Source organism: Lentzea sp. HUAS TT2, assembly GCF_051853195.1.
Taxonomy (GTDB): Bacteria; Actinomycetota; Actinomycetes; order Mycobacteriales; family Pseudonocardiaceae; genus Lentzea.
In genome coordinates, this window is the sequence record NZ_CP196667.1 from 7,562,561 (window position 1) to 7,589,201 (window position 26,641).

At 69.5% G+C, this 26,641-nt stretch carries 28 protein-coding genes; 17 read left to right on the forward strand and 11 right to left on the reverse strand.

All coding sequences use genetic code 11. The annotated features are described in order from the left end of the window. Positions 1-9: 9 nt before the first annotated feature. From ACSHWB_RS35865 to ACSHWB_RS35880, 4 genes are all read left to right on the forward strand, one after another. Complete coding sequence (locus tag ACSHWB_RS35865; RefSeq protein ID WP_439657738.1) at positions 10-1,386, forward strand: amidase family protein; 1,377 nt, start codon at positions 10-12, stop codon at positions 1,384-1,386. Between the two features lie 9 nt (positions 1,387-1,395). Then, complete coding sequence (locus tag ACSHWB_RS35870) at positions 1,396-2,151, forward strand: IclR family transcriptional regulator (protein WP_439657739.1); 756 nt, start codon at positions 1,396-1,398, stop codon at positions 2,149-2,151. 109 nt (positions 2,152-2,260) lie between these two features. Beyond that, entirely contained in the window at positions 2,261-2,542 is a 282-nt protein-coding gene (locus ACSHWB_RS35875) for a putative PEP-binding protein (protein WP_439657740.1), read from the forward strand. Next, positions 2,527-2,670, forward strand: coding sequence for a hypothetical protein (locus tag ACSHWB_RS35880; protein ID WP_439657741.1), 144 nt, complete (start codon positions 2,527-2,529; stop codon positions 2,668-2,670). The genes ACSHWB_RS35875 and ACSHWB_RS35880 overlap by 16 nt, the downstream gene beginning before the upstream one ends. A 92-nt stretch (positions 2,671-2,762) precedes the next feature. Here the strand turns inward: ACSHWB_RS35880 and ACSHWB_RS35885 are convergent, their stop codons facing one another. From ACSHWB_RS35885 to mdlC, 3 genes are read right to left on the reverse strand one after another with little or no spacing between them, the layout of a single operon-like run. Next, positions 2,763-3,977 (reverse strand): MFS transporter, encoded by a 1,215-nt coding sequence (locus ACSHWB_RS35885; RefSeq protein ID WP_439657742.1) that lies wholly within the window; start codon positions 3,975-3,977, stop codon positions 2,763-2,765. 12 nt (positions 3,978-3,989) lie between these two features. Beyond that, positions 3,990-5,417, reverse strand: coding sequence for a benzaldehyde dehydrogenase (locus ACSHWB_RS35890; protein ID WP_439657743.1), 1,428 nt, complete (start codon positions 5,415-5,417; stop codon positions 3,990-3,992). A gap of 2 nt (positions 5,418-5,419) precedes the next feature. Further along, positions 5,420-6,988 (reverse strand): benzoylformate decarboxylase, encoded by a 1,569-nt coding sequence (gene mdlC / locus ACSHWB_RS35895; protein WP_439657744.1) that lies wholly within the window; start codon positions 6,986-6,988, stop codon positions 5,420-5,422. A gap of 93 nt (positions 6,989-7,081) precedes the next feature. Between mdlC and ACSHWB_RS35900 the strand changes: the two genes are divergently transcribed. The 4 genes from ACSHWB_RS35900 (at position 7,082) to ACSHWB_RS35915 (ending at position 9,540) form a co-directional block, all read left to right on the forward strand. Continuing rightward, complete coding sequence (locus tag ACSHWB_RS35900) at positions 7,082-7,990, forward strand: LysR family transcriptional regulator (protein WP_439657745.1); 909 nt, start codon at positions 7,082-7,084, stop codon at positions 7,988-7,990. 451 nt (positions 7,991-8,441) lie between these two features. After that, positions 8,442-8,579 (forward strand): hypothetical protein, encoded by a 138-nt coding sequence (locus tag ACSHWB_RS35905; RefSeq protein ID WP_439657746.1) that lies wholly within the window; start codon positions 8,442-8,444, stop codon positions 8,577-8,579. 24 nt (positions 8,580-8,603) lie between these two features. Then, positions 8,604-8,894 carry a hypothetical protein gene (locus ACSHWB_RS35910; protein ID WP_439657747.1) on the forward strand — a complete coding sequence of 97 codons (291 nt, stop codon included), beginning with the start codon at positions 8,604-8,606 and terminating at the stop codon, positions 8,892-8,894. A 229-nt stretch (positions 8,895-9,123) separates the two neighbouring features. Then, complete coding sequence (locus ACSHWB_RS35915; RefSeq protein ID WP_439657748.1) at positions 9,124-9,540, forward strand: recombinase family protein; 417 nt, start codon at positions 9,124-9,126, stop codon at positions 9,538-9,540. On the opposite strand, the gene ACSHWB_RS35920 is transcribed toward ACSHWB_RS35915, so the two are convergent. The 3 genes from ACSHWB_RS35920 to ACSHWB_RS35930 all read right to left on the reverse strand — a co-directional run bounded on the left by ACSHWB_RS35920 (position 9,464) and on the right by ACSHWB_RS35930 (position 13,652). Then, the gene (locus ACSHWB_RS35920) at positions 9,464-10,153 is read right to left on the reverse strand and encodes a DUF7822 domain-containing protein (protein WP_439657749.1); all 690 of its coding nucleotides are present in this window, start codon (positions 10,151-10,153) and stop codon (positions 9,464-9,466) included. The genes ACSHWB_RS35915 and ACSHWB_RS35920 overlap by 77 nt on opposite strands. A 458-nt stretch (positions 10,154-10,611) precedes the next feature. Further along, a complete protein-coding gene (locus ACSHWB_RS35925) occupies positions 10,612-13,167 on the reverse strand; it encodes a tetratricopeptide repeat protein (protein WP_439657750.1) in 2,556 nt (851 codons plus the stop codon). 143 nt (positions 13,168-13,310) lie between these two features. Beyond that, positions 13,311-13,652: a hypothetical protein gene (locus tag ACSHWB_RS35930; protein WP_439657751.1), complete on the reverse strand. Its 342-nt coding sequence runs from the start codon at positions 13,650-13,652 to the stop codon at positions 13,311-13,313. A gap of 509 nt (positions 13,653-14,161) precedes the next feature. On the opposite strand from ACSHWB_RS35930, the gene ACSHWB_RS35935 reads away from it, so the two are divergent. Further along, positions 14,162-14,776 (forward strand): hypothetical protein, encoded by a 615-nt coding sequence (locus tag ACSHWB_RS35935; protein WP_439657752.1) that lies wholly within the window; start codon positions 14,162-14,164, stop codon positions 14,774-14,776. 461 nt (positions 14,777-15,237) lie between these two features. Here the strand turns inward: ACSHWB_RS35935 and ACSHWB_RS35940 are convergent, their stop codons facing one another. Next, a complete protein-coding gene (locus tag ACSHWB_RS35940) occupies positions 15,238-16,137 on the reverse strand; it encodes a tyrosine-type recombinase/integrase (RefSeq protein ID WP_439657753.1) in 900 nt (299 codons plus the stop codon). 224 nt (positions 16,138-16,361) lie between these two features. Here ACSHWB_RS35940 and ACSHWB_RS35945 point away from each other — a divergent pair, with 224 nt between their 5' ends. The 4 genes from ACSHWB_RS35945 to ACSHWB_RS35960 all read left to right on the forward strand — a co-directional run bounded on the left by ACSHWB_RS35945 (position 16,362) and on the right by ACSHWB_RS35960 (position 18,926). After that, positions 16,362-16,748 (forward strand): hypothetical protein, encoded by a 387-nt coding sequence (locus ACSHWB_RS35945; protein WP_439657754.1) that lies wholly within the window; start codon positions 16,362-16,364, stop codon positions 16,746-16,748. Then, the gene (locus ACSHWB_RS35950) at positions 16,745-17,464 is read left to right on the forward strand and encodes a heavy metal-binding domain-containing protein (protein WP_439657755.1); all 720 of its coding nucleotides are present in this window, start codon (positions 16,745-16,747) and stop codon (positions 17,462-17,464) included. Before ACSHWB_RS35945 ends, ACSHWB_RS35950 begins: the two co-directional genes overlap by 4 nt. Beyond that, on the forward strand, positions 17,461-18,258 hold the full coding sequence (locus tag ACSHWB_RS35955; protein WP_439657756.1) for a heavy metal-binding domain-containing protein: 798 nt from the start codon (positions 17,461-17,463) through the stop codon (positions 18,256-18,258). Before ACSHWB_RS35950 ends, ACSHWB_RS35955 begins: the two co-directional genes overlap by 4 nt. Before the next feature lie 239 nt (positions 18,259-18,497). Next, positions 18,498-18,926, forward strand: a complete 429-nt coding sequence (locus tag ACSHWB_RS35960) for a hypothetical protein (protein WP_439657757.1) — start codon at positions 18,498-18,500, stop codon at positions 18,924-18,926. A gap of 86 nt (positions 18,927-19,012) precedes the next feature. On the opposite strand, the gene pdxY is transcribed toward ACSHWB_RS35960, so the two are convergent. The 3 genes from pdxY to ACSHWB_RS35975 all read right to left on the reverse strand — a co-directional run bounded on the left by pdxY (position 19,013) and on the right by ACSHWB_RS35975 (position 21,348). Continuing rightward, the gene (pdxY, locus tag ACSHWB_RS35965; RefSeq protein WP_439657758.1) at positions 19,013-19,864 is read right to left on the reverse strand and encodes a pyridoxal kinase PdxY; all 852 of its coding nucleotides are present in this window, start codon (positions 19,862-19,864) and stop codon (positions 19,013-19,015) included. A 103-nt stretch (positions 19,865-19,967) separates the two neighbouring features. Next, positions 19,968-20,357: an HPF/RaiA family ribosome-associated protein gene (locus tag ACSHWB_RS35970; RefSeq protein ID WP_439657759.1), complete on the reverse strand. Its 390-nt coding sequence runs from the start codon at positions 20,355-20,357 to the stop codon at positions 19,968-19,970. 58 nt (positions 20,358-20,415) lie between these two features. Continuing rightward, entirely contained in the window at positions 20,416-21,348 is a 933-nt protein-coding gene (locus tag ACSHWB_RS35975; RefSeq protein ID WP_439657760.1) for an MmyB family transcriptional regulator, read from the reverse strand. A 52-nt stretch (positions 21,349-21,400) separates the two neighbouring features. On the opposite strand from ACSHWB_RS35975, the gene ACSHWB_RS35980 reads away from it, so the two are divergent. Next, positions 21,401-22,243 (forward strand): SDR family oxidoreductase, encoded by an 843-nt coding sequence (locus ACSHWB_RS35980; RefSeq protein ID WP_439657761.1) that lies wholly within the window; start codon positions 21,401-21,403, stop codon positions 22,241-22,243. Here the strand turns inward: ACSHWB_RS35980 and ACSHWB_RS35985 are convergent. After that, complete coding sequence (locus ACSHWB_RS35985; RefSeq protein ID WP_439657762.1) at positions 22,179-23,393, reverse strand: sensor histidine kinase; 1,215 nt, start codon at positions 23,391-23,393, stop codon at positions 22,179-22,181. The two genes, ACSHWB_RS35980 and ACSHWB_RS35985, sit on opposite strands and share 65 nt — an antisense overlap. A 164-nt stretch (positions 23,394-23,557) precedes the next feature. Between ACSHWB_RS35985 and ACSHWB_RS35990 the strand changes: the two genes are divergently transcribed. The 3 genes from ACSHWB_RS35990 to ACSHWB_RS36000 all read left to right on the forward strand — a co-directional run bounded on the left by ACSHWB_RS35990 (position 23,558) and on the right by ACSHWB_RS36000 (position 26,629). Next, positions 23,558-24,037, forward strand: coding sequence for a DUF6326 family protein (locus ACSHWB_RS35990; RefSeq protein ID WP_439657763.1), 480 nt, complete (start codon positions 23,558-23,560; stop codon positions 24,035-24,037). A gap of 79 nt (positions 24,038-24,116) precedes the next feature. Beyond that, positions 24,117-25,586 (forward strand): NAD(P)/FAD-dependent oxidoreductase, encoded by a 1,470-nt coding sequence (locus tag ACSHWB_RS35995; RefSeq protein WP_439657764.1) that lies wholly within the window; start codon positions 24,117-24,119, stop codon positions 25,584-25,586. After that, positions 25,583-26,629 (forward strand): hypothetical protein, encoded by a 1,047-nt coding sequence (locus ACSHWB_RS36000; RefSeq protein WP_439657765.1) that lies wholly within the window; start codon positions 25,583-25,585, stop codon positions 26,627-26,629. The genes ACSHWB_RS35995 and ACSHWB_RS36000 overlap by 4 nt, the downstream gene beginning before the upstream one ends. The last annotated feature ends 12 nt before the right edge of the window (positions 26,630-26,641 follow it).

Consider the following 26,641-nt stretch of genomic DNA (forward strand, 5'->3'; position numbering starts at 1 on the left):
CCGGTGACCATGACGACCCGCCTCGAACGGCTCCTCACGGGGCGCCTCTCCAGTGTCACGCTCACCGAGCAGTTGCTCGACCAGGCGGAGCGCACGGCAGGGCTGGGTGCGTTCATCACGCTCACCGAGCGGGCGCTGGACCTGGCCCACCTCGCCGACCAGACCGAACCGATCGGCCCGTTGCACGGTCTGCCGATCGCGGTGAAGGACAACATCCACGTTGCCGGGATGCCCAACACCGCGGGCACGGTGGCGTTGTCGGAGTTCGTGCCTCGCGAGGACAGCGAGGTCGTGACCAGGCTTCGCGCGGCCGGCGCGTTCGTGCTCGGCAAGGCGAACCTGCACGAGCTGGCGTTCGGCGCCACGAGCGCCAACACCGCGTTCGGGCCCGTGCACAACCCGGCCGACCCCGACCGGTTCGCCGGAGGTAGCAGCGGCGGCACGGCGGCGGCGATCGCGGTCGGCGCCGCCGTCGCCGGGCTCGGCACCGACACCGGTGGCTCGGTGCGCATTCCCGCCGCGCTCACCGGCATCGCCGGACTGCGGCCGACGACCGGGCGCTACCCGGGAGCGGGGGTCACACCGCTGTCCAGCACCCGCGACACGGTGGGGCCCATGGCGGCCTCCGTCCGCGATCTCGTCGTGCTGGACGCCGTCCTCGCCGCCGACCCGGCACCGGCCGAACCGCCCGTGGCCACCGCTGTCGTGCTGGGTGTGCCCACCTCCTACTTCACCGCACCGCTGGGCCCGGAGACGCAAGCCGTGTGGGAACACTGCCTCGGTGTCCTGGAAGGCGCGGGAATCACGCTCGTACCGGTGGACACGGCGGTCTTCGACACCGTGGAGCGGGACATCGGCGTGCCGATCACGCTGTATGAGGCCGCGAGGCTGCTGCCGGCCTACCTGGCCACGGCGACGGGCACCGGGATGGAGGAGCTCACCAGCCGGATCGCCAGCCCCGACGTGCGGATGATCTTCGAGCAGTCCCTGCTCGGCGGCGCGCCCCACGCGATCTCCCGGGCCGCGTACGAGCACGCGCTGCGCCTTCGTGAGGAGCGGCTCATCGCCGCGTACCGGCGGATCTTCGCCGTCCCGGACATCAGCGCGATCGTCTTCCCGGTCACCCCGCTTCCCGCCGGACGCCTCGACCGCGACACCGCCGAGGTGGTGCTCGCCGGGCAGCGCCTGCCCACCTTCGAGACCTACATCCGCAACACCGGGCCCGGCAGCATCGCCGGGCTTCCTGGGGTCGCCGTTCCCGTGCGCTCGGGACCGGGGACACTCCCGTTCGGACTGGCGCTCGACGGGCCGTGGAGGAGCGACCGGCGTCTGCTGGGGCTGGCGACACTGGTCGAAGAGCTGGTCGCTGCTCCGGACCAGGCTTAACGTAGACCGATGCCGCAACCGGACGATGAGATCGCCCCCGCCGGACGGAGTGAGCGCGCGCCCAGGCCGTCGGTGCAGACGCTCGACCGGGGGCTGCGGCTGCTCGAGCTGATCGCCATGCCCGGCGTACCGCTCTCGCTGGCCGAGCTCGCCGCGCAGATGCGCCTGCACCGCTCCATCGTGTACCGGCTGCTGCGCACGCTGCAGGACCACCAGCTGGTGGTGCACACACCGCAGGGATACGTGCTGGGCAGCCGCGTGCAGTCTCTCGGACGCCGCGCCATGCCCGTGCTCCAACAGATCGCCAAACCCGAGATCGCCAAACTCGCCGCCAGGGTCGGCCTGACCGCGTTTCTCGTCGTCCGCGACGGCGAGGAGGCGGTCACGCTGGTGTCCGTGGAGGTGGAGAGCGCACGTTCCCGCGCCGTGTACACCCCCGGTGACCGCCACCCGCTGACGGTGGGCTCTCCCGGCATCGCGATGCTCGCCGCCGAACCGCCCAGGGAGGGCGAACGTCCTGAGGTCGCCCAGGCGCGCGCGGCCGGCTACGCCGCCACGACGGGAGAGGTGATCCCAGGCCTGGCCACCATCTCCGCTCCGGTGACCTCCGCTCCCGGTCACCCGGTCGCCGCGGTCTCGATCGCGTACACCGTCGAGCGTCCCACCCGCCCCGAGGTGACCGCGGTCCTCGACACCGCGAGAGTCATCACCGGCCGCCTGCGCACGGCTCTGGCCACGGGAGCCGTCGTGCCCGGCGCCGGATGAGCTGTCTCGCACAGCGAACCACGATGTCGTGAGCGCTGTGGCGCGCTGCCTACCGTGAGGAAATCGAACCTGACCCGACGTCGAAGCCCAGGCGGCGGTCCACGCCGAGGTGCTGGCGGCCGCCCGGATCCTCGAGGTCGTCGACTTCGTCTCGATCGGCACCAACGACCTCGCCCAGTGCACGATGGCCGCCGACCGCCTGGCCGCGGACCTCGCACACCTCACCGATCCCTGGCAACAGGCGGTCCTGCGGCTGGTGGCGACGACCGCGGACGCCGGCCGGCGTCCGCGGCAACCCGTCGGGGTGTGCGGCGAGGCAGCCGCCGATCCGCTGCTCGCCGCCGTCCTCATCGGACTGGAGTCACGTCGCTGTCCATGGCGCCCGAGGTAGGAGTTCAGCTGGAGAGCGTCACCGCCGAGAAGTGCCGGGCGGCGGCCGGGAAGGTGCTGTCGGCGGTCACTCCCCGGCAGGCGCGAGAGCTCGCCCGCGCGGTGCTCGTCCCGGAGGCGGGCTGCTGAACCGTGGCGTCGAGGGCATCAGCGGAGCGGGCTGGTCCCTGTGGTCGCGCACACGGGCGTGGCCGGATGCGCCGATGGCCGATCCTTCGCGGTTACCGGGCGGACACCGGCGTCAACGGCTCCTCGACCGGCGTCTCGCCGCGCAGCAGCAGCAAGGAGGCCAGACCCAGCGCGGCCACGACGGCGAAGAACCAGAAACCCCACGGGTAGGCGATTCCTGCCGTCACCAGCGCCCCGGTGACGAACGGGCCGAGGATCGAACCCAGCCGGCCGACCGCTGACGTCAGCCCGAGCGCGGTACCGCGAGCCGACGCCGGGAACGCCTGCGCGACGTAGCCGTAGATGAGCACCTGTGCGGAGAACACGAACACGCCGGTCAGCAGCACGACCGTGTTGAGCACGACCGCGTTGCCGATCTTCAGGCTCAGCGCCGCCAGCAGGACCGCCCCGGCACCGAACCAGAGCCGGGCGATCGGACGGATGCCGAACCGGTCGGCGATGATCCCGGCCAGCACCAGTCCGAGCACAGCGCCGATGTTGAGCACCAGCAGCAGCGTGATCGACGTCGAGATCGGGTAACCCGCTGTGCGCATCAGTTGCGGCAGCCAGGTGTTGAGCCCGTAGACCAGCAGCAGCCCCATGAACGAACCCGTCCAGACAGCGATGCTGATCCGCCGGAACCGGGGACCGAGAAGGTCCCTGATCCCCACTCGCTCGGACGCTTCGCGGGCCGCGAGGTAGGCCGCGGACTCGGGCAGCTTCCACCACATCAGCGGCACGGCCAGCAGACCGGCGATCCCGCCGCCGTAGAACAACAGGTGCCAGTCCTCCTTGGCGTACAGCGCCAGGACCGACGTCAGCACCGCACCGACGTGGTACCCGGTCATGGTGAACGTGCTCGCGCTGGCGCGCCGCCGGGCCGGCAGGTTCTCCGACATCATGGTGAGCGCCACCGGCATGCACGCGCCGAGGCCGAGCCCGGCCACGAACCGGAAGACGCCGAACGTCGCGACGTTCGGCGCGAGCGGCGTCACCAGGGTGAACAGCGAGAACAGCAGAACCGAGCCGATCAGCAGCGCGCGGCGGCCGAACCGGTCGGTGAGCGGGCCGAGACCGGCGGCGCCGACGGCCACGCCGATCAGCGACACCGTGGCGACCGCGGTCGCGCCGGCCGCGGTGAAGCCGAGGTGGCCGCTCTGGAGCAACGTCGGGATGCTGGCGCCGAGCGCGACCAGGTCGTATCCCTCGAGAAGGACGGTCAGCCAGCAGAGGATCGCCGTCCACGTGCCACGAGACGTCGTTGTCATCGTCGTGCTCCTCTAGAACGGGTAGTTCGCGATGTCCGCGCGGACGGTGAGCCACTGCGTCTCGGTGAAGGCCTCGATGTTGGCCTTCGCCCCGCCGAAGCGGGAGCCGTTGCCGGAGTCGCCGACGCCGCCGAAGGGCGCGGTCGGCTCGTCGCCGACGGTCTGCTCGTTGATGTGCACCTTCCCCGAGCGGACCTCCTCGGCCAGCTTCATCGCCGTGCCGACGTCGCCGAGGATGCCGACCGACAGGCCGTACTCGGAGTCGTTGACCAGCCGTGCGGCCTCGTCGAGGTCGCGGTAGGCGCGTACCGGCGCCACTGGACCGAAGATCTCCTCGCGCCAGGCGGGGCTCGCGTCGTCGAGTCCGAAGAGGACGGTCGGCGGGTAGAACGGCGCGTCCGGCTTGCCTCCGGCGAGCACCCGCGCGCCCGCCGCGACGCTCCGGTCGACGACGTCGGTGACGTGCGCGAGCTGGCGGTCGTCGATGATCGGGCCGAGCGCGACGTCCTCCGCGGCAGGGTTCCCGACCGGCAGCCGCCGCGCCTTCTCGGCGAGCGCTTCGACGTAGTCGTCCACCTGGGACTCGTGGACCAGGTGGCGGCCGGTGGTCATGCAGATCTGGCCCTGGTGCAGGAACGAGCCGAACGCGCCGGCGGAGGCCGCCTTGGCGACGTCGGCGCCCGGCAGCACGACGAGCGCGTTGTTGCCGCCCAGCTCCAGGTGCACGCGCTTGAGCGAGCGCGCGGCGGCTTCGCCGACCTTCCGGCCGGCCGCGGTCGAGCCGGTGAACGACACCACTGACACCTCGTGCGCGTCGACCACCGCGGCACCGACGGCGGCGTCACCGGGCAGCAGGTGCAGCACGCCTTCTGGCAGCCCGGCCTCCTCGAAGACGCGCAGGATGCTCACCCCGCCGCACACGGCCGTCCGCAGGTCGGGCTTGAGCAGCACGGCGTTGCCGAGCGCGAGCGCAGGGGCGACCGAGCGGATGGCCAGGATCAGCGGGAAGTTGAACGGTGCGATCACCGAGACCACGCCGGCAGGGGTCCGCCGGGCCAGCGACCAGCGGGGTTCGCCGGTGCTGAGCACCTCGCCGAGCGGGTGGGTGGGCAGGGCCGCCGCCTCGAAGCAGATCCCCGCCGCCATCTCGGTCTCGATCCCGGCCTTGGGCCGCGTCGAACCGGCTTCGCGGACGATCCAGTCCTGCACCTCCGCCGCGTGCGTCTCCCACAGCTCGCCGGCGCGGCGCAGCACGGCGGCTCGTTCGGCGGGCTTGCGCCGTGCCCAGTCGCGCTGCGCCTTCGCGGCGGCCGCGGCGGCTTCCGCGACGTCGCCCGCTGTCGCGACGCCCACGCTTCCCAGCACGTTGCCGGTGGCCGGCTCGACGACCCGGTGGGTCCCGCCGCTGCCGTTGCGGAACTCGCTCTCCAGCAAAGTCATGATCACTCCGGTGTGGTCGTTTCGGTGTCGACCTGGATCAGCCGTGGGCCGTCCGCGGTCGCCTTGAGCTGGGCGCGCAAGTCGTCTTCGTCGCGGGCGGCGGTGGCTTCGACGCCGTAGCCGGCCGCGATGGCGGTGAAGTCCATGCCGGGGATCTCCGTGCCGGGCACGTCCGGCGTCCCGAGCAGCTTGCCGAACCACTGCAGGGCGCCGTAGACGCCGTTGCGCAGGATCACGAAGGTGACCGGCACGCGGTAGTGCGCGGCGGTCCACAACGCCGTGATGCCGTAGTTGGCCGAGCCGTCGCCGATCACGCCGACCACCGGCCGGTCGGGGCTGCCCATCGCCACGCCGACCGCGGCGGGCAGACCGAAGCCGAGCCCGCCCGCGGCCGGGAAGAAGTACGAGCCCTCGCGGCGCAGGTCCATCTGCCGCCACCAGGCCGAGTTCGTCGACGTCGACTCGACGACGTAGCGGGTGTCGGCGGCCTGGGTGTCGCGCAGGGCGGCGAACACCTGCTCCGGGTGCAGCGCTGTGTCGCCGGTCCTCGGCTCCGGGTTCTCGACGTGATCGCCGGGAGTACCGCGTGCGGGCACCTCGGCCAGCAGCGCCTCGATCACCGGCGCCGGGTCGGCCACCAGCGCCTCGCCCATCGGCGCGCGGGCGGCGGCGCCGAAGTCGTCGGTGACCTGGATCAGCCTGGTGCCCTCGGGCAGGTACGCGCCGGGCACGTGCTGGTGGTAGCGGAAGACCGGCGCGCCGAGCACCAGCACGAGGTCGTGCCCGGTCAGCGCGGCCGACACCGACGCGATGCCGGCGGGCAGCACGCCGCGGAAGAGCGGGTGCCGGTTGGGGAAGGGGAGCCGGTGCGGTGACGGCGCCACCCACGTCGGCAGCCCGAGGTGCTCGGCCAGCGCGACGGCGCGGTCGAAGAGCCCCGCGGCGTCGATGTCGCCGCCGAGGACCAGCGCCGGGTTTCTCGCCGCGGCGACACTCGCGACGAGGGCGTCGAGCTGGGCCCCGCTCGGGACAAGTCCCTTGTGGACCTCCCGGTCGAGGATCGTGCTCCCCGCCAGTTCGGCGGCCCAGTCGTCGTAGGGCACCGAAAGGTAGGTCGGGCGGCGGTGCAACTCGGCCTCGAAGACCGCCTGCGCGAGCGACCTCGGGACGTCCTCGGCGCAGCTCGGCTCACCGGACCAGGCGACCAGCGGCCGCATCAGCTGCGTCGCGTCGACGTTGGCGAGCATCGCCTCCATCCCGATCGCCGTCCGGACCTGCTGGCCGGCGGTGAGCACGAGGGGAGAACGCGAGTAGACGGCGTTGGTGAGCGCGCCCATCGCGTTGCCGGAGCCCGCGGCGGCGTGCAGGTTGACCAGCACCGGGCGGCCGGTCACCTGCGCGTAGCCGTCCGCCATCCCGACGACGGCGCCTTCGTGCAGGCCGAGGACGTACTGGAAGTGCTCCGGCAACCCTGCGAGGAACGGCAGCTCGTTGGAGCCGGGGTTGCCGAAGATGGTGGTCAGGCCACGGCGGTCCAGGAATTCGTGGGCGATCCGGCGAACGGTGGGCATGGGCGGGGCCTCCTCGAAATCGGACCGACCCTATGAAGCCGCGCGGCTGTGTTCCAATAAATGTTGGCTCGCTGCTTCATCGATGGGATCGATATGCCGGACTTCGACTTGAACCTCGTGCGCACGTTCGTGCTGCTCTACGAAACCCGCAGCGTGACCGCCACGGCCGAGTCCCTGCACGTCACGCAGCCGACGATCAGCTACAGCCTGCAGAAGCTGCGGCGCCGGTTCTCCGACGAGCTGTTCCGCCGAACCGGCGGCGGCCTCGTACCCACGACGACCGCTCGTGCGCTCTACGAGCCCCTGCACAGCGCGCTGTCGGAGATCGAGACTGCGGTCAGCGGCGCGAAGTCGTTCTCGCCGGCGACGGCCCAGGCGGAGTTCACCCTCTGCCTGTCGGACCTGGGGGAGATGTCGCTGCTGCCACGCCTGATGGCGGCGTTGCGGTCGCGGGCACCACGGGTGACGCTGACCGTCCGGCCCTTGGACGTCGACCGGGCAGCCGACCAGCTCGGCCGCGGCGAGGTCGACGCGTTCATCGCGTCCTCGCTGATCAGCACCCAGCGCGCCGCCCGCATCCCGCTGTTCTCCGAGGGCTATGTCGGGATGGTGGCGCGGGACCACCCGCGACTGGGCTCCGCTGTGTCTGCGGGCCGGCTGGCGGCTGAGCGCCATGTGACGGTGGTCGGCCCGACCGGCCACGACGGCCCGCGCCGCGCGCTGGAGGCATACGGCCTGCTTGACCGCGTGGTACTCGAGGTGACCCGCTTCGCGGCGCTGCCGTACCTGGTGCAGGACGGCGAGCTGGTGGCGATGGTGCCGAGGCTGGTGGCGGAGATGTTCGCGGCCGAGCACCGGGTCCGGCTGTTCGAGCTGCCGTTCGAGATCGAGCCCGCCCAGGTGTCGGTGTACGCGCGGCACCCGCACGCGCGGAGTCCGGCCCAGCACTGGCTGGTGGGCTTCATGCGCGAGGTGCTCGGTCAGGAGATGCCCAGGTCATGAGACTGCTTGAGCCGGTTGAAGAAGCGTTCGACCACGTGCGCTGCTCGCAGACCTCGGCGTCCAAGGCCGTAGCCGCCCACCGTGAGTGTGGGGTTGGCGTGCCGACGAGAAACACGTCTGTGCAGGTGGGGATAGCAAGCATCCACGTCGAACTCGCGCTGTTGTACGTCGCGATCGCCAAGCCAGGACCCCCTTGATGTCTAGCGGTGCACGATGTAGTTGCGAGTCCAGGGACCGGTCGCGTGGTCAATCCACATGACGGCCAGCCTTGCGTCTTGACCCGCAGACTCGATAACACCAGGCACGGGCAGTCCGGACTGCAGACAAACAACACGGCGACTGGCTGGCCAATGGGAAGTGGCGGACTGCGCTGTTCGGGTGGACATGAGCCGGGGCCGGGGCTCATCACGCGTCTGCGGCGTTGCGGTCTCGGCTCTGACCTGAGGAGCTGATGATGACCGTGCTGACGAACGCCGAATTGCTGGCTGTGGTGACAAACCGCCGACCAGTGCCGATGCCGGTGCCCGAGATAGGTGTGCGGTTCGCGTTCTATGGCCGGATGTCGACGAGTGAGTTTCAGGACCCGTAGACCTCTCGAGCGTGGCAGCGTGCGGTGTCGGATGAGTTGATCGACGGTGTCGGCTCGGTGGTGGTGGAGTTCTTCGATGTGGGGAGGTCGCGTCGTTGGTCGTGGCGGGAGCGTCCTGAGGCGTCGGCGTTGCTCGCCGCGGCGGCCCGGTCGGATCGTGTGTTCGACGCGGTGGTGATCGGTGAGTACGAGCGCGCTTTTTACGGTGACCAGTTCCGCGATGTGGTCTCGCGGCTGAACGAGTTGGGTGTCGCGGTGTGGTACCCGAGGCCGGCGGTCCGGTCGAGTTGGACAGCCCGGTTCATCAGGCGTTGATGGCGTTGCTCGGTGCGCAGGCTCAGCGGGAGGTGGCCCGTGCTCGTCAGCGTGTGCTGGCGGCGATGCGGGCGCAGACCAGTCAGCAGGGCAGATTTCTCGGCGCTCGCCCGCCTTACGGGTACCGCCTGGTCGACGGTGCCCGCATTCGAATGCCCGCCACGGCGGGTGGGGTCGGCGGGTGCAGGTCCTTGCGCCGGATCCCGTGACCGCCCCGTGGGTACGGTGGATGTTCCGGGAGCGTGGGTGTGGTCGTCCGCTGGCGTCAATCGCCCGCGAGCTCAATGACCGCGGCGCCCCATGTCCGAGTGCGGATCCTGGCCGTAACGCGCACCGGAACGGCGGGCGGTGGGTGGTGACCGCGGTCGCGGCAATTCCTGAGAACCCGCGTTACACGGGCAGGCAGGTGTGGAATCGGCACGGCACTCGGGGGAGGGGCCCTGGCGGTCAGCTCGGTGGACGTGCCGCGGGCCGGGTGACCCGCAACCCGGTCACGGGATGGGACGTTCACCTCACCTCACCCCGGCTGGGCACGAGGCCGTCGCCGAGGCCGTCCTGGCCGCCGCGGGTTACCGATTCGGCTGGTTCGCCGCATACTCCGCCCGGTTCCACAGCGCGAAGTAGAGGACGTCGGTCCACCAGCTGAGGCCGATCGGGTTTTCGGTCTTGTCGTCACGGGTGTTGTCGAAGTCGTCGGTCAGCACGAGCCCGTGGAACGCGTCCAGCGGCGGCGCCGACCGCTGGGCCGCGGCCGCGGCGAGCACGGCCCCGGCCGCCGCCGCGTCGTCGGGCAGCGCGTCGATGGCCGTGCCCGCCGCCCGGCACAGGTCGAGGTGGCCTTCGATGAGCGCGCGCAGCTCGTCCTCGCCGCTTTCGATCATGGTGTCGAGCTCGATGGTCTCGAGCAGGACGTACCGGTCGCGGTGCGCGTGGAGGAACCGCTCCGCTTCGGCGAGCGCGGCGTGCAGGCTTTCGGCGTCGCTCACGGCGCGCACGGCGGCGGCGAACTTCGTCAGCCGCGCGAACCCGGCGTCGAACTCACCGCTGATGGCGTACAGCGTGGTCCTGCTTTCCGGGGGCTCGCCGTCGAACCCGTCGGCGATCAGGGACGCGCACAGCCGGGGATCGCCGGACAGGAGCACCAGGAAGGAGAACGGGATGGCGTAGGGCCATTCCGACAACCCGGAGACCGTCTCCGGCCGGTCCTCATAGGACTCCGGCCGGTTTCCCGTGCTGTACAGGTACGAACGGTTCGCCATGACCGGATCCTATGACGGGCCTGCGGCGGGGCTGGACCTGGCCGAGGCGAATGGTCCGTTTCGGTTGCGGGTAGACGCGGGCGTTCTCCGCTTCCTCCGCCCCGCACGAGTTGGCCCTTGGGGCGGGCAGGCTTCATTGATCGAGTAGTTGGTAATCCACGGTGAATCTCACCTGCTGTGATCGCCGGGGGTGTAGGTCTTCCAGACGCCACCTGCGTCGGCCCAGATTCGGGTGACGTGCTTGCTGTGGAGCCGAGTGCGTCCGCGATCAAGGGTTCCGGTGTCTGGAGGACGAGTTGGGGTAGCTCGGCCACTCGGGTGGCTTATGGAGCCCTATCCGTACATCACCCTGAACCGCCGTTCGATGACACCAGCGCGCTCGGCGGCATGAGAGTACGTTCGACCGCCAGCGCCGTACGCGAGCTGCGTCGGTTGGTTTCTAAGTGGCGTCGAGTGCATCACTCGGATGTGCGTCTGACCAATTGTTTCCAGTGGGCGAGGTTGTTGCGGGTGTTCAGGGTGTGGGGGTGGTCGGGGCCCAGGACCCGCATTCGGTCGGTGAGCAGTTCGTCGAACGCGGTGGCGGCGCTGGCGGGATCACCCGCCACGCCCCGCCAGTGGGCGAGGTTGTTGCGGGTGGTCAGGGTGTGGGGGTGGTCGGGGCCTAGGACCCGCAGATGGTCGGTGAGCAGTTCCTCGTACGCGGTGGCGGCGCCGGCGGGATCACCCGCCACGCCCCGCCACCGGGCGAGGTTGTTGCGGGTGGTCAGGGTGTGGGGGTGGTCGGGGCCCAGGACCCGCAGATGGTCGGTGAGCAGTTCCTCGTACGCGGTGGCGGCGCCGGCGGGATCACCCGCCTCACCCCGCCACCGGGCGAGGTTGCTGCGGGTGGTCAGGGTGTCGGGGTGGTCGGGGCCCAGGACCCGCAGATGGTCGGTGAGCAGTTCCTCGGACGCGGTGGCGGCGCCGGCGGGATCACCCGCCTCACCCCGCCACCGGGCGAGGTTGCTGCGGGTGGCCAGGGTGTGGGGGTGGTCGGGGCCCAGGACCCGCATTCGGTCGGTGAGCAGTTCCTCGTACGCGGTGGCGGCGCTGGCGGGATCACCCGCCGCACCCCGCCAAGATGCGAGTTGGCTGCGGGTGGCCAGGGTGTCGGGGTGGTCGGGGCCCAGGACCCGCAGATGGTCGGTGAGCAGTTCCTCGTACGCGGTGGCGGCGCCGGCGGGATCACCCGCCGCACCCCGCCAGTAGGCGAGTTGGCTGCGGGTGGTCAGGGTGTCGGGGTGGTCGGGGCCCAGGACCCGCATTCGGTCGGTGAGCAGTTCGTCGAACGCGGTGGCGGCGCCGGCGGGATCACCCGCCTCACCCCGCCAGTGGGCGAGGTTGTTGCGGGTGGTCAGGGTGTGGGGGTGGTCGGGGCCCAGGACCCGCATTCGGTCGGTGAGCAGTTCCTCGTACGCGGTGGCGGCGCCGGCGGGATCACCCGCCTCACCCCGCCACCGGGCGAGGTTGCTGCGGGTGGTCAGGGTGTCGGGGTGGTCGGGGCCCAGGACCCGCAGATGGTCGGTGAGCAGTTCCTCGTACGCGGTGGCGGCGCCGGCGGGATCACCCGCCGCACCCCGCCAGTGGGCGAGGTTGCTGCGGGTGGTCAGGGTGTCGGGATGGTCTGGCCCCAATCGCCGTGTGGCGGTGGTGTGAAGCAGGTGAAAGTAGTCCCGTGCCTCGGCAACCAACCCGCTGCCGCCAAGACTGCTCCCAACGCGGAACAACACGGCATGTCCGTCGGGCGTCCACAGGTGCTCGCCGGCCACCTCGGCGAGAGCATCGGTGTTGGCGCGCAGTACCTGTCCGAGCGCGGTGTCGCGTTCGGTCTCCGGCCAGATGTGCATGAGTGCGTCCGCCGCCGCGGACGTCACTTCAGCAAGCCGCAGGGCGGGCAGCGTGTCACGAGTGGCGCGTTGCACCAGCGCGTGCACTCGCACCGCCGCAGACACCGTCCCCTGGTTCAGGGTGATCAGGTTGAGCCGATGCAGACACCTCAACCCATCGCTGGCCCGCTCGGCGTCCACCTCACCTCCGGTGCCGCTCGCGAGCAGGTCGGTGATCGGCGGGGATGTGAAGAGGTCGGCGGGGATGCCGTTGGGATCGAGCACGCTGGCGACCTCCAGCAATATCCCCGCGATCCCCACGGGTTCCAGCCGGTTGGCTTGCTCCACCGACAGCGACCATGTGGTGGCCACCGTGGCGCGGTGCTCGTCTGGCAGCCCGTCCAGTTCGGGCAGCAACGACACCAGGCTCCGCCGGCGGCTCGCCCAGCGGGCGTGATAATCGGAGCAGGACAGACCACGGTCCAGCATGAAAGCGGCAGCCTGCGCCAACGCCAGAGGCAAACAACCCAGCCTGACAGCCAACTCAGCCGCACCAGACGCCAGATGCGGCTGATCCGCCAGCGCCGACCGCAAGTACGCCTCGGCCTCCTGCCCAGTGAACACATCGACCTCGACCAGGCACCGGCCGTGCCCACGCAACGCGGCATCACGACGCCGGGTCGTCACCACCACCCGGCCACCGGCCGAAGCAGGCGGCCACAGCCCACGCAGATCAGCGGGGTTCTGCACATCGTCGAGCACGACCAGCCACCGAACCGACGCCGCGGACAGCCATTCCACCAGGCGCCGCGCACCATCCTCGGGATCGGCATCCTCGACACCGGTGAGGTCCGCGGCCAGGCGGGCGTAGCTGGACACGACCGCCTCCCGCGACCCCGCCGTCACCCACACCCACAACTCCACCTCGCCTGCGGTCCACAGCCGCTGGGCATAGTCCAGCGCGACCTGTGTCTTGCCGACCCCGCCCAACCCCGACACCACACCGGTGTGCACCCGCGACTGACCGGTCAGCACCGCCGCGTCCCCGCGGTCCAACGCCTGTACCAGCAGACGTGTCGTCTCCTCGCGGTCCTGAAAAGACGCCGCCGGAAGCGGCGTGACACCAGCCCGATGAGGCAAGGTCACGACCGGTCGGCGCGACTGGTGATGATGGACGTGCACATCGCGGATTACGCCAGAGTTCGCCACACCACCGTGATCAGCTGTGGCATCACCGGTGTTCTGCGCGTCCACGTCACGTGCCCTGGCAGACTGGGGATGGTGGGCGGTCACGAACGAGGAATCCCCTGAGCGCCGGTGTTGGCCACCGAACCCGGCCCATCCGCGGTCGCGTTGCCCGACCCGGTCACCCGCACGGCGCCCATGGCACCCTCGACGGCCTGCGCACCGGTGTTCGCTTCACCGCCCCCTGTGGCGTTGGCGTCCCCAGAATCCTCGACCACGATCTCGCTGGCCTGAGTGTGCTCCAACATCGGGTCCTCTTCTCGTGACCGCGGCAGCAGATACGGCGTACCCAGTGCGACCAACGCCAAGACACCACCGATGCTGCTGCCCACCTTGTCTGCCTTGTCCAAGCCGACCACGAACAGGTACACCACCAACCCGGCCACGATCACACCAAAAACAACCCGCCCCACCCACACCCACCGCGCACTGCGCCCAACGGCCACGACCCACCCCAACGCACCAGATAACCGACACGGTCCGCAGCCGCGAACCACAGAACGTCCGGTTAGCCACAAACTCGTACTCGTTTTTCGTCTACCCGCAGGGCAGCGTTACTCCTACCGCGCAGGCCCACTTCGATGGATCCACAAGTCGGATGAGATAGGGAACCAAGTACTAGTCACCTGGAATATCCGCTCGGCAGGCGACGCCTCTGAGCCTCATCATTGCAACACCTGGCATCCCACACCACCGCCCACAGTTGGAAGAAAGCCCGCGCGCTGATCCGAGCAGAGAAGCACCGGCCGCAGCAGGACAATGTACGAGTACGCCCGCTCATCGGCAGTAGTGGACATCGATGCCCTCGCCACATCGCGTCCGCCTGGTCCAAGTAACGCTCTGATCGCGAACAGCGACCACATGTCACATGTTGCCTTCTGCGGCCGTCCCACTGGTGGGAGTGCTGCTGACTCTCGCCGGCGGATGGCTGGTGACCACCCGCGTCACTGACAGATGGGACCGGGTGAAGAAGGCCCGGGAACTGGATCTCGCCGCTGCACAAGACTTTCAACGGCTCTACGGCGAGTTTTTCGCCGTGTGGAAGATCTGGAATGCGGCCAACGAAGATGTACACGCCGCCGAGCCTCCCGACGGGGTGGTCTGGGCGTTGCTCGAACGGGCGTCCGTCATGGAGGGTGGCATCGAGGCCCTGCTGACCAAGGTATGCGCGGAGCGAATCCTCTCCGACTCCGACGTCGAGGCGCTCGGCTCGCTGCGGCAGGCGTTCCAGCAGCTTCGCAAATCGATGCGGCGCAACCGCAAACTGCCCTGGCACTTCTCCGGGGCCGCAGAGTACGTCGCCATGAAGAACCTCGCGGTCTTCATGTCAAGCCTCTTGAGGCGGGGCAAGTCCGCAAGGAGGCCTCCATCTCCGGAAGCGGCTGCCACGGCGTTCCGCAGCATCACGGACAACCGGTTCGAGTCTGACTGGATCAAGATCGCGCACCGCCAGTTCCCGTCCACCCAACCTGCGAATGGAGCGAGCATCAGGACTCAGCTTGACGGCTGAGACGATGGTGCCTGGTTCCGGTGAATGTCCGCTCATCGGCATGGTCGGATGTTCGTCTAGCGCGTGTCTAGCTTGGGTGGGTGAGCCGGAATCGGGCGTCTCCGAGGTGTTCGAGGTTGAGGTGCGGGGGTGCCCCCTTCGGCCACGGCGCAAGCTGTTGGGTGATAAGCCAGTGGCCTACGTCTGCGCTTCGCAGTTCTGTGCAGGTTCGCCAGAACGAGGCGGACAGGGCCACTGTGGTGACGCCGTAGGGGCCGAGGTCGATCTGGACGGATGTCCATTCGCGTCGGAAGTGCTGGTCTCGATCCGCAGCGGAGAGCCGTAGCCCGCGCAGGAGAGTCGCGGCGATCCGTTGCTCATCCTCGGACGATCATCCTCGGTCACTCCTTCCTGGTTTTGCCAGTGTGGCCGCCATCGTGGGCGCCTGCGACATGAAGACTCGGTTCGTTGCGGGTGCGTTGTCAGGTGGCTGAGGCCATGTAGGCGGCGAGGATGTAGTTGGGGTGGCGGTCGAGGTTCTTGCGGGCGCGGTCGTATCGCATGGTGGTGCGTGGGTCGGCGTGCCGGGCGGCGATTTGGACGTCGCGGAGGTCGACTCCGGCGTCGAGCATGGTGGTGACATAGGTATGCCGGAGTAGGTGTGGATGCAGTGGAGGCAGCCGCACGATGGCGGCCTCGGCCAGCCTTCGTAGCCGGCGAGTGGCGCAGTGTCGATCCATTCGCCTGGCGCGCAGGTTAAGCAGGATCGGCCCCGCGGAACGGTTGTCAACGGCGCGGTCGATGGCCCGTCCGACCGCGGGAGGCAGAGGCACGAGGGTCTCCTTGCCGCCTTTGCCGTGCACAAGCAGCACACGGTGGCCGTGTTCTTCGCCGAGATCGTCGGCATCGGCGCGGGTGGCTTCGGAGATGCGCAGGCCTAACAGTCCAAGCATCGCGATCAACGCAAAGTCGAACTGGTTTGTCGACTCGCGTGCGGCCGCGAGCAGCGCCTCGAACTGCAGGTGCGACAGCCCGAGTACGGGTGATTCATTAGGGACTCGTGGCCGGCGGACGTAGTCGGCGGGTGAGTGCTCGAGCACCGTGTCGATCACACAGGTCCGGTAGAACCCGGTCACGACAGCCATGCGACGCGAGACCGTGGAGGGCTTGAACCGGCGCACTTCCTGCATCCAGCGCACGTACAACTCGATCTGCGCTCGCTGGGCGGCCAGCGGTGGGAGATCACGTTCGGCGCACCAGGCGAAGAACAAACGCAGATCCGACTCCGAGTGCACCCGCGAGACACCGGTGTAGCGGCCGAGGAAGGCGGAAGCCGCTAACCGCAACACAACATCAAGAGACGACGCATCCGGTTGAGTCATACCTCGAGGACAGGCGAAGCCTCATGTGTCAGCTACTCGATCACACCCGCTGCGGCATGAGTGGATGTTCGTGAGAGTGCGAGCGAGGTGTTCACGTCGCCCGGCGCGGTGTCCGCTTCGGCCACCACGCCTGCGGCTACTGGGTGATGTCTCCAGTGGCGTGGTGATGGATACGATCTGGGGACATCGATCCGCGCTTGGGGGGCAGGTTGCCGGACTTGGACGTGGAAACGCTCGCAGCTGGCCTGCGGGCCTGCAGTGCAGACCTGGCGCTGTACGCGGGCTTCATGGTGAACACGCTGTCCGAGGCGTTGCCGCCGGACATGGTCGAGGTACGGCGGAAGAACGGTGTGCTGCGGCGGGGCAACGGCGCGGTGCTCGCCGTGACCGTGCGGGTGGGGGACCGCCGGTTCACGTTGCGCAGGGAGGCGGTCGGCGCCGAGGTGGGTGCGCAGATCGTCCACGAGTCGCGCGGTATCGTGCTGAGCACCTCGGAGGTCAGGATCGACGCGTGGTCCCGTGAGCTCGCGGGCGCGTTGACGTCGTACGCCGCGCACCACGCCGAGGCCGCGGAACTGTTGCGCCGCATCACGTTGCCGGATCTGCCGTGAAGGAGATCGCGGCACTGAGGCCGGTCGGCTTCACCCCGCTCGGCCCGGCAAGCGGCACCTCGGTGTTCGAAGCGAGGGCTCCGCGGCCGCGGTGCGGGCGGAACCGCGACGGCTTCGAGGTCTACCCCGACACGGCCGCGGGCGCGCTGCGGTACCAGGGCTGGACGTCGGCACTCGCCCGGTTGAGGGAGCACTGCGGGGTCTTGGGCGGCGACGGCGTGATCGGCGTGCGCCTGGCACAGCAGAAGCTGGGGCGCCTGGTCGAGTTCACCGCATCGGGCACGGCTGTGCGCGCGGACGGCGAAATGCACCCGGCACTGCCGTTCACCGCACATGTCGAGGCCGGGGAGTTCGCTGTTCTCATGGCCGCGGGATGGGTGCCGGCGGGAGTCGTGGTCGGGCCGGCCACGGTCCGCGGCCACCTCGGCAGGAGACTTCCGCAGGTAGACGAACAACCCGAGCACACCGACACACTCGCCCACGCGATGGTGACCGCACGGCGCGCGTTCCACGACGATGCGCTTCGCCAGAGCGCGGAGGAAGTCGTCGTCCAGGACATGAGCACCTGGGTCGGCAACGAGGAGTGCGGAAGCGGTGAACACGGCACCGACGTCGAAGCGCGGGTGCTGATCGTCGGCACGGCGATCGCGCGGTTCCGGCTGGTCTCGCGCCCGCCGATGGCCATCATGCCGTTGCACGAAGGGGGAACCCGATGAGCGTCGAGCTGTCCACCGAGGCGATGAAGAGACTCCGCCAGCTCCAGCCCGGAGGCAAGGGGATCTTCACGTCCGACCTGTCGGTCAACGAGTTCCTGCTGGTGCGGCAGGCGGGTTTCCGGCCGCTGGGGCTGGTGCTCGGCGTGTCGATCTACCACGTGGGCACGCAGTTCCGGCGCTGGAACGCCAACCAGGAGCTCGACGTGCTCTCGCAGGCGATGTACCACGCGCGGGAGCTCGCGATGACCCGCATGCAGGCCGAGGCGGAGGTGCTCGGCGCGGACGGCATCGTCGGTGTGCGGCTCAAGGTCGAGCTCAAGGAGTGGGGGACGCACGTCGCCGAGTTCAGCGCGATCGGCACCGCGGTGAAGGCGGAGGACGGCGGGAACTGGCGCAACCACGCGGGAAAGCCGTTCACCTCGGACCTGTCAGGGCAGGACTTCTGGACGTTGCTGCAGGCCGGGTACGCGCCGTCCGGCCTGGTGATGGGCACGTGCGTCTACCACGTCGCGCATCGGAAGATCGGTGCCGTCACGAGGAACGTGGGCCGCAACGCCGAGCTGCCCGCGTTCACCCAAGGCCTCTACACGGCCAGGGAACTCGCCATGGAACGGATGCAGGCGGAGGCGGCGGCGCTCGGGGCGGAGGGCATCGTCGGCGTGCAGTTGTTGCAGCACAACCACAGTTGGTCCGGTCACGTCACGGAGTTCTTCGCTGTGGGGACGGCGGTGCGGCCTGTCCGCGACGACCACACCATCCCGGCCCCGCAGCTGGTGCTCGGCCTGGACTCCTGAACGCGAACCGAGCACCCACATCGTCCGCTCATCGGCATGAGCGCGTCTCTGCTCGGCACACGATCAGTGGCATGAGCGGATGTCCGTCCCGACGCGTTTCATACGGGCGCCATGCGGTCGGTCGCGCCGTCGGCAGCACATCCTCTTGAGGCTGGAAGGATCATCGTGTCCGACCACGTGGGTGTTAGTGTTCTCCAACTGTTTGACCTGTGGCGCAGTGTCTCTTGGGGGGATCGACCATGGTGGACATGTGGATGTTGTCCGTTGCCGCCGCACTCATCGCTTCCGAGGAGGAGCCGGACCTCACAGCTCTGGCGCAGCTGGAGAAAGCGGTCCGTGCGGTGCCCGGCCTGGGCGATGCGCTGGACGCGGCTCGCGCGGGAGACGAGTCCGACGCGATCCACCTCGCGGGGGAACTGGCGAACGGCCTCAAGGCAGCCTATGACGATGGTGGCGCGTTCTCCGTGCTGCTCGACGCTCTCTGGCCCGAGGTGCTGTTCGGTCCCACGGCGAAGAATGTGTACAACGTCTACACCGGCACCGTCCACGGCAGCCTGATCCAGCTGGGTATCGTCGGTGCGGTCAACCTTCCAGGTTCGGAGAGTCCTGCCCGGTCACGATTCTCGTTCTTCGGCGTTGGGCGTCGCGGCAAGAAGCAGCGCCCGTGACCAACCGATCGACCCCGTGCGTCGACATCCTCAGCTCGGCATGAGCGGACGACGGGGCGATCGGCTGATCGTGTGGGAACTCGTGCTCAGCGCACCTGCTCGGCCTTGAACTGCATCCGCGGCGTGGCGTAGAACTCCTGGGCCTGCACCAGCCGCAGTTCGCGCTCACCGGAGCGGTGGGTCAGGTCGATCAGGTCGAATACGCTCGACGCGGTGCGCTCCAGCGCCAGCGCCGCGTCGTTGGTCTGGACGTAGTGGGCGGTGAACAGCGCGGCCGTGACGTCGCCGGACCCGTTCGCCTTGAACGGCAGGTGCGGGGTGGTCACGAGCCACGACCCGGCGGTGTCCACGACGAGCATCTCGATCGTGCCCTCCTCCCGGTCGGGCCGCTCCACGCTCGTGACCAGCACGGTCGACGGGCCCATCGCGCGGGCGAGGTCGGCCGACGCCAGCGTCTCCTCGACGCTCGCCGGCTCGGTGCCGGTGAGGAAGCCCAGCTCGAACTGGTTCGGGGTGATGATGTCGGCCACCGGCACGACCCTGTCGCGCAGCAGCACGGGGATCTCGGGCGCGACGAAGCAGCCGGACTTGGCGTTGCCCATCACCGGGTCGCACGCGTAGAGCGCCGCCGGGTTCGCGGCCTTCACCCTGCGCACCGCGTCGATGATCACATCGGCGATGCCCGTGCCGCCCTGGTAGCCGGACAGCACGGCGTCGACCTGCGGGAACACCCCGCGTTCCTCCACCCCGAGCAGGATCTCGGCCACGTCCGACGGCGGCAGGAGCGGACCGCGCCACGCGCCGTACCCGGTGTGGTTGGAGAAGTTCACCGTGGGGATCGGGACGACCTCGACCCCGAGGCGCTGCAGCGGGAACACGGCGGCGGAGTTGCCGACGTGGCCGTGGGCGACGACCGACTGGATGGACAGAACCTTCATCCGTCCACCCTAGAACGGACACCTCGACTGGTGTCGCTGGACCACGCTGGTGATCCTCGACCGTCGCCCGACCGATGAGGCCTGCAGCGCCGCGTCGCCTCGATCAGCTCCGAGGCTCGTCCTCGACCACGCCGACCAGCTCCGGGTCCTCCGGAGCGGGCATGTGCCGGATGCTGTCACTGCCCTTGTGGTCGTGGGCGCGGGAGTACCGGGAGTCCAACACCCGTCCCAGCTTCTGCGCCGCCCCGGCGTACGCGTCGTCCACGGTGGTCGCGTGGTGGGTGACCGCGACCGGCTGCTTGCCTCCGGGCCGCGCCTCGATGACGCACTTCTTGTCCTCCGGCTTGCCGCCCGCGTCCTCGCTGAGGTGCACCTCCACGCGGGTCAACCATCCGCTGAACCGGGACAGGCTGCTTTCCAGGTCGGTGGTCACATAGGTGGCCAGTCGTTCGCCACCGTGGACGTTGTGGTCGGTGTTGACCTGGATCTGCATGAGCACCCTCCGAAACGGGACAGCAATGGTTCTGGTCGGTACCACGGCAGCGGCCGGCTCAAACGCGGCGCTGATCAGGTCGCGGTGAGAGCTCCTGGACGCCGATCGCCGCCAGCAGATCCAGTTTGCTCCGCGCGTCCGTGCCCGGCCGAGGCGTGTACACGACCACGCGGAGATTCGAGCCCTGTGTGGTGAGGGTATCGGAGTCCAGGTCGACGTCTCCGACCTCCGGGTGCTCGACGATCTTGTGCCCGCTCTGGTGTGTCGCGACCAGACCCTGAGCCCACAGCTCACGGAAACGTGCGCTGCGCTCCAGTCGCACGATCAACGCCTGGAGCTCCTTCTCGTCGGGGTACCGGCTCGTGGTGGCACGCAGATCGGCCACCAGCGACCTCTCGAACGCGGAACGCTCCGCCGGCGTGTACCTCGCGCGGGTCGGCGGGCCCTCGAACTGGAGCAGCAGCATGTTGCGGTGCTCGACGGGCACGGCGCTGGGGTCGCCGAAGGTCGCCGCGAACAGCCGGTTCCAGTGCAGCAGCTGCCAGGTGGCGTCGTAGACCGACAGCGGGTGCCCGGAGAGCTGGTCCATGATCCGGTGCACGCTTCCCGGGATCAGCCGCGGAATGCGGCCGGCGTCCGAGTGGTGACCGGCCAGGCGCATGAGGTGGGCTTGCTCCTCATCGGACAGTTGCAGCGCTCGTGCCAAGGCGAGACACACCTGTGCCGACGGTGTGGCGGCTCGGCCCTGTTCGATGCGGATCACGTACTCGATCGAGATGCCTGCCAGGACGGCGAGTTCCTCGCGTCGCAGTCCGGGAGCACGGCGCGGCGAGTTCTGCGTGAGCCCGACCGCCTGAGGATCGAGGCGGGTCCGCCACGCACGAACGGCATTGCCGAGGTCGTTCATCCCCGCAGTGTCCCGCACCGCGCCGGCCGCGTCGTGGTACTGGCTGTACCAGGACGATCCGTGGCTGTCGGCACCTCCTTCCACAGTGGACCTTGGAGTCGTGAACCGACGGAACGCGGCAGCAAGGGACAAGAACATGACGAGGCCTTCTGAACTGGTGGTGGTGACCGGCGCTTCGACCGGCATCGGCCGAGCGACCGCGCAGCGGCTGGCCTTGGACGGCCTCCACGTCCTCGCGGGTGTGCGCCGACAGGAGGACGCCGAACGTCTGGCCGCCGTCAACGTCGAACCGCTCATCCTCGACATCACCAACGACGACCACGTGGCCGCACTGGGGGAGCGGGTGGCCGGCGACGGGCGGCGCTTGCGCGCGCTCGTCAACAACGCCGGTATCGCGATCAACGCTCCGGTGGAGACGCTGGAGCTCAAGGAGTGGCGGCGGCAGTTCGACGTCAGCGTCTTCGGTCAGATCGCGGTGACTCGCGCATTGCTGCCGGCGATTCTCGCCGGCACCGGCCGCGTCATCAACATCGGATCGGTCGCGGGCCGGGTCGCCATGCCGAGCTTCGGTCCGTACGCCGCCGCGAAGTTCGCCATGGAGGCGGTCAGCGACGCCTTGCGCCGAGAGGTGGCGGAGTTCGGGGTCGAGGTCGTGGTCATCACCCCTGGCGCGGTCCGCACGAACATGACCGAGAGCGGGATCGCCACCGCCACCCGGCTGTCGGAAGGCATGACACCAGAGCAGCACGGCCGCTACGACAAGCTCATGGCCGCATTCCTGCGTCAGGTCGAGGCGTTCGCCAGGGACGGTGTCGAGCCCGAGCGCGCCGCCGCGGTGATCTCACGGGCCATCGCCGCGCGGAAGCCGCGCACGCGCTACACCGTCGGTCCTGACGCGGCCATGGTGGTCCCGCTCAGCCGGATCGTTCCCGACCGGCTCCTCGACCGCGTGCTGCGCCGGCAGATGAAGTTGAACTGACCGGCTCTGGGCGGCCTACCGTCGTCGGCAGTTCGGCGTCGACCGACCACCCGCGTTCGGGCGCGGGCCCGGCACGCAGCGTGCCGCCGAGCAGCTGCACCCGCTCGGTCATCCCGAGCAGCCCGAAGCCGTGGTTCACCGACCGTGCAGGATCGACCTGTCCGTCGTCGATCACGCGCAGCCGCAACGTTCCCGCGCCCTCCACGACGCGGATCTCCACCCGCGAGGCGTTGCGGGCGTGCTGCAGGGCGTTGGTCAGCGCCTCCTGCGCCAGCCGGTAGACCGCCGCGTCGACCTGGGACGGAAGCTCGTCCAGGTCGTCCGGCAACTCCACGTCGACGACCGGGACAGGGGCGCGCCGGGCGAGGGACACCAGGTCGGCGACGCCGGGCTGCGGGGCGTACTCCGCCGGCGCTCCGTCGCGCAGCACCCTGACCATCGTCCGCATCTCCGCCAGCGTCCGCGACGCTTCCCCTTCGATGACCGCCAGCGCCTCGAGCGCCGCTTCAGGTCGCTGCCCTGCCATCGCCCGGCCCGCCTGCGCCTGCACGGCGATCGCCGAGACGTGGTGGGCGACGATGTCGTGCAGCACGCGCGCGAGGCCGACCCGCTCCTCGCTGCGGCTCTGGTCCAACGCCCGCCGCCAGCTCTCGGCGCGGTAGCGGAACGCCGCTCCGGCCGCCGCCGACGCCGTCAGGACGGCGAACGCTCCGAAGACGTCGGCCGGCCCGGCGTGGTCGGCGACCGTGCCGATTCCGGCCGCGACCGCCACCACCGCCAGCCCGATCACGATCTCGCGCCCCGAGCCCCAGCGGACCAGCGCGTACAGCAGCACCAGGACGTAGACCATCGTGTCAAGGCCCACGCTCGGGGCACCGCCCAGCAGGTTCGCCAGCGCCAACGCCGTCGCGGTGCCGAAGGCCACCACGACACAGGCCAACGGGTGGGTGCGCCGCCACAGCAGCAGCGGCGCGAGTCCGACCGCCACGATCGTCGCCAACGGCCGCCAGGCGACGTCGTCGCGGAGGACTCCCTCGAGCAGCGCCGTCACCATCAACGCCCCGACCAGCACCCAGTCGCGCGACACCCGTGCGGGAGCGTCCGGAGCACGGGGCTCGGTCCACAGCGAGGTCAGGGCGTTGGTGGTCACGAACGCAGCCTAGGGACCGCCGAGGCGCAGGGGACCAACCGAAAGAACGAGACGCCGCCTCTACCAACGGCCAGGTCAGCTCCGGCCTCGACGGCGATGTGCCCGTCGCCGGGCTCGGCGATCGTGGGCGCCTACCGGTCCTCACCACGACAACGGAGCCTGCGATGAGTACACGTCACCCCACCAAGACCGCCCTGGAAGACCCGCGGATCCCGGTGAGAGCCAAGCTCGCCGCGGCGTGGACGAGCGTGATGTTCCTGTACGCCTACGTGGACATCATCGCCTTCTTCAAGCCCGGCGTGATCGACGACATCGAGGTCGGCGTCGTCTGGGAGTTCGACGTCAGCCAGACGTTGCTGACCACCTTCCTCGTGCTCATGGCGATCCCGATCCTCATGATCGTGCTGTCGATGACGCTGCCGGCCAGGGCGAACCGCATCACGAACCTCGTCGTGGCCTCGGTGCAGATCCCCTACGCGGCGTTCAACGTGGTGGGGGAGACCTGGACGTACTTCTACGGCCTCGGCATCGCACTGGAAGTGGTCCTTCTCGTCCTCGTCCTGCGGTACGCCTGGACCTGGCCCCGCACCGCACCGACGGCGACCAGTTCGGACCGCGAAACCGTGCACGCCCGGCAGCCGTAGCCCGTAAGCCGGATTGACGCCACCCCTCGTCATTCATACATTCGAGTCCTGATTGTATGAATGACGAGGGGTGGTCCGCGTGACGCTGGGCAGAACCGCCGTCGTACTGGGTGGCAGCACCGCTGGTCTGTGCGCCGCCGGGGCGCTCGCCCCGCACTTCGACCAGGTGGTGGTGCTGGAACGCGACGAGCTCCCGGCCTCCGCGGAGCACCGCCGTGGTGTGCCTCAGAGCAAGCACCCGCACTTCCTGCTGAACTCGGGACGGCGCTCGATCGGGGCGCTGTTCCCCGGATTCGAGGACGAGCTCATCGCCGCGGGCGGGTTGCACCTGATGCCGTCGCTGGACGCCGCCTACCTCGACGGGGAGGGCTGGTCGGCGCGCAAGCGCGGGGCGATGACGATGATCTACGGATCGCGGATCCTCATCGAACGCGTGTTGCGCGACGCCGTTCGGGCTCTGCCCAACACGACCATCCGCGAGGGCGTCTCGGTGCACGGCCTCACCACGCGGGACGGGGTGGTCACCGGGGTCGGCCTGTCCACGTCCGCCGGCGACGAGCACCTCGACGCCGACCTCGTGGTGGACGCGATGGGGCGCGGGTCCTCGGTCAGCGGCTGGCTCGTGGCCGCCGGATGGCCAGAACCCGAGGTGCGCACGCTCGACGCCAAGGTCACCTACACCTCGCGCTGGTACGAGCTGCCCTCACCGGCCGAGCGGCCGGCCTCGTGGTGGTGGCGGCACCTGGTGATCATGCCGACCCCGGACAAGGGGGAGCACCCCGCCGAGCACGAGTTCCTGGTGAACTTCTTCCCCGTCGAGGGGAACCGCGTCATCGCCTGCATGGGCTCGTGGGGCATCGACATGCCTCGCACCACCGAGGCGTTCGTCGAGTCGGCGCGCCGGGTGCGGACGCCGTTGTTCGCGGCCGCGATGGACCGGTGTTCACCTACCTCGGAGGTGCACCTGACCCGGTCGACGGGCAACAAGTGGCGGCGCTACGACCGCTTGAGCACACCTGGTCTGGTCTTCGTCGGCGACTCGATCTGCGCGTTCAACCCGTTCTACGCACAGGGGATCAGTTCCGCGGCGATGTCCGCGCTGTTGCTGCGCGAGCACCTGTCCCGCGCGCAACGCCTCGACGCGGAGTTCCACGCCAGGTTCCTCCTGGCGCAACGCAAATCCCTCACCGTGCCCTGGTCGCTGGCCATGGCGAGGGACCAGGGCTACGAGTGCGCGGTGGGTACCGAGAAGGTGCCGGAGTGGTGGCGTCGCGTGCTGGCGGCCGTGTCCGGCCCGGCTTTCAGTCTCATCGTCGGTGCGGCGCGTGAGTACGAGGTGGTCGACGAGCACTTCGCGAAGGTGTTCAACATGGACGAGTCGCTGGGCGAGATGATGCGGAACCCGAGGGTGATCGCGGCGCTCGTGCGCTACCGGATCCGGAAAGCGCTGGGAAGGCAGCGGATTCCCTTCGGGTTCGATCCCCAGGCGGAGCCGCCGGCCACGGACTACTCGCCGAACGGTGCCGCGGCAACGGTTTCCGCGCGATGAGCGCCGTGTGCGGGCCGGAGGCGGAAGCCGTCACCCGCGGCCTCGGCTTCGACTGCCACGACGTCTCACCCGTGGTCTCCGTGCGGTTTCCGTGGGATCTCGCGCACTGGACGATGCCGCTGCTCGAGCTGCTCATCATCGGCGGCGCCGTTTTCGCCCTGGTGCACGCATGGCGCCGCTACCGCAACGGCGATCCGATCAACCTGGCGCTGTGGTGGACGTCGCTGGTGTACCTCGCGGTGATCGAACCACCGCTGTACTTCCCGGAGTGGTTCGGACTCAACGAGATCTACGGTTTCATCTTCGCCCACAACCAGTTCACCGTGCAGTTCATGTGGGACAGGTTGCCGCTCTACATCATCGCGTTCTACCCGGTGATCAGTCAGCTCGCCTACGAGCTGGTGCGGTCGCTCGGCGTCTTCCTGCGCCGCGGCGCGCTCGTGGGGTCGGTCGCCGTCGCCTTCGCCTGCCAGGTGTTCTACGAGGTCTTCGACCAGATCGGACCACAGCTGAGGTGGTGGGCCTGGAACCCGGACAACCACATCGTCAACCACCCCGCGCTGGCGGCGGTGCCGATGACGAGCATGCTGCTGTTCGCGTCCGTTTCGCTGGGGGCCATGACCTATCTGGTCGTGCGCCTGGCCGGCGAGCGCCGCGGGTGGTCGTTGGTGCCGCGCGTTCTGCTCGCGGGCGTCCTCACGCCGCCGACCATGGCGATCGCGGGCATCCCGTCGAGCTTCTTCAGCGGCAACGCCACCGCCCAGGCCTGGGTTCTCGGCGTCGAGCTGGCCCTGGTGTGGCTGGCCGGTGGCTGGATCGTGTTGTCGCAGCTGAGGTCGCCAGGGCCTGATGAACCGCTGTCCGCCTTCGTCCGGATCTACCCGGCCGTCTACCTGGGCGGGATGGCGGTGTTCTGGGTCAGTGCGCTTCCCGACGGCCCGCCGATCACCGGCGCGCTCTACGCGCTCGCCTGTTTCATCGGGGCAGGTCTGTTGCTCGCGGCGCTGCGTCGAGTGCACCGGAAGGCACCTTCCACCGTCTGAGCCGACGCTCTC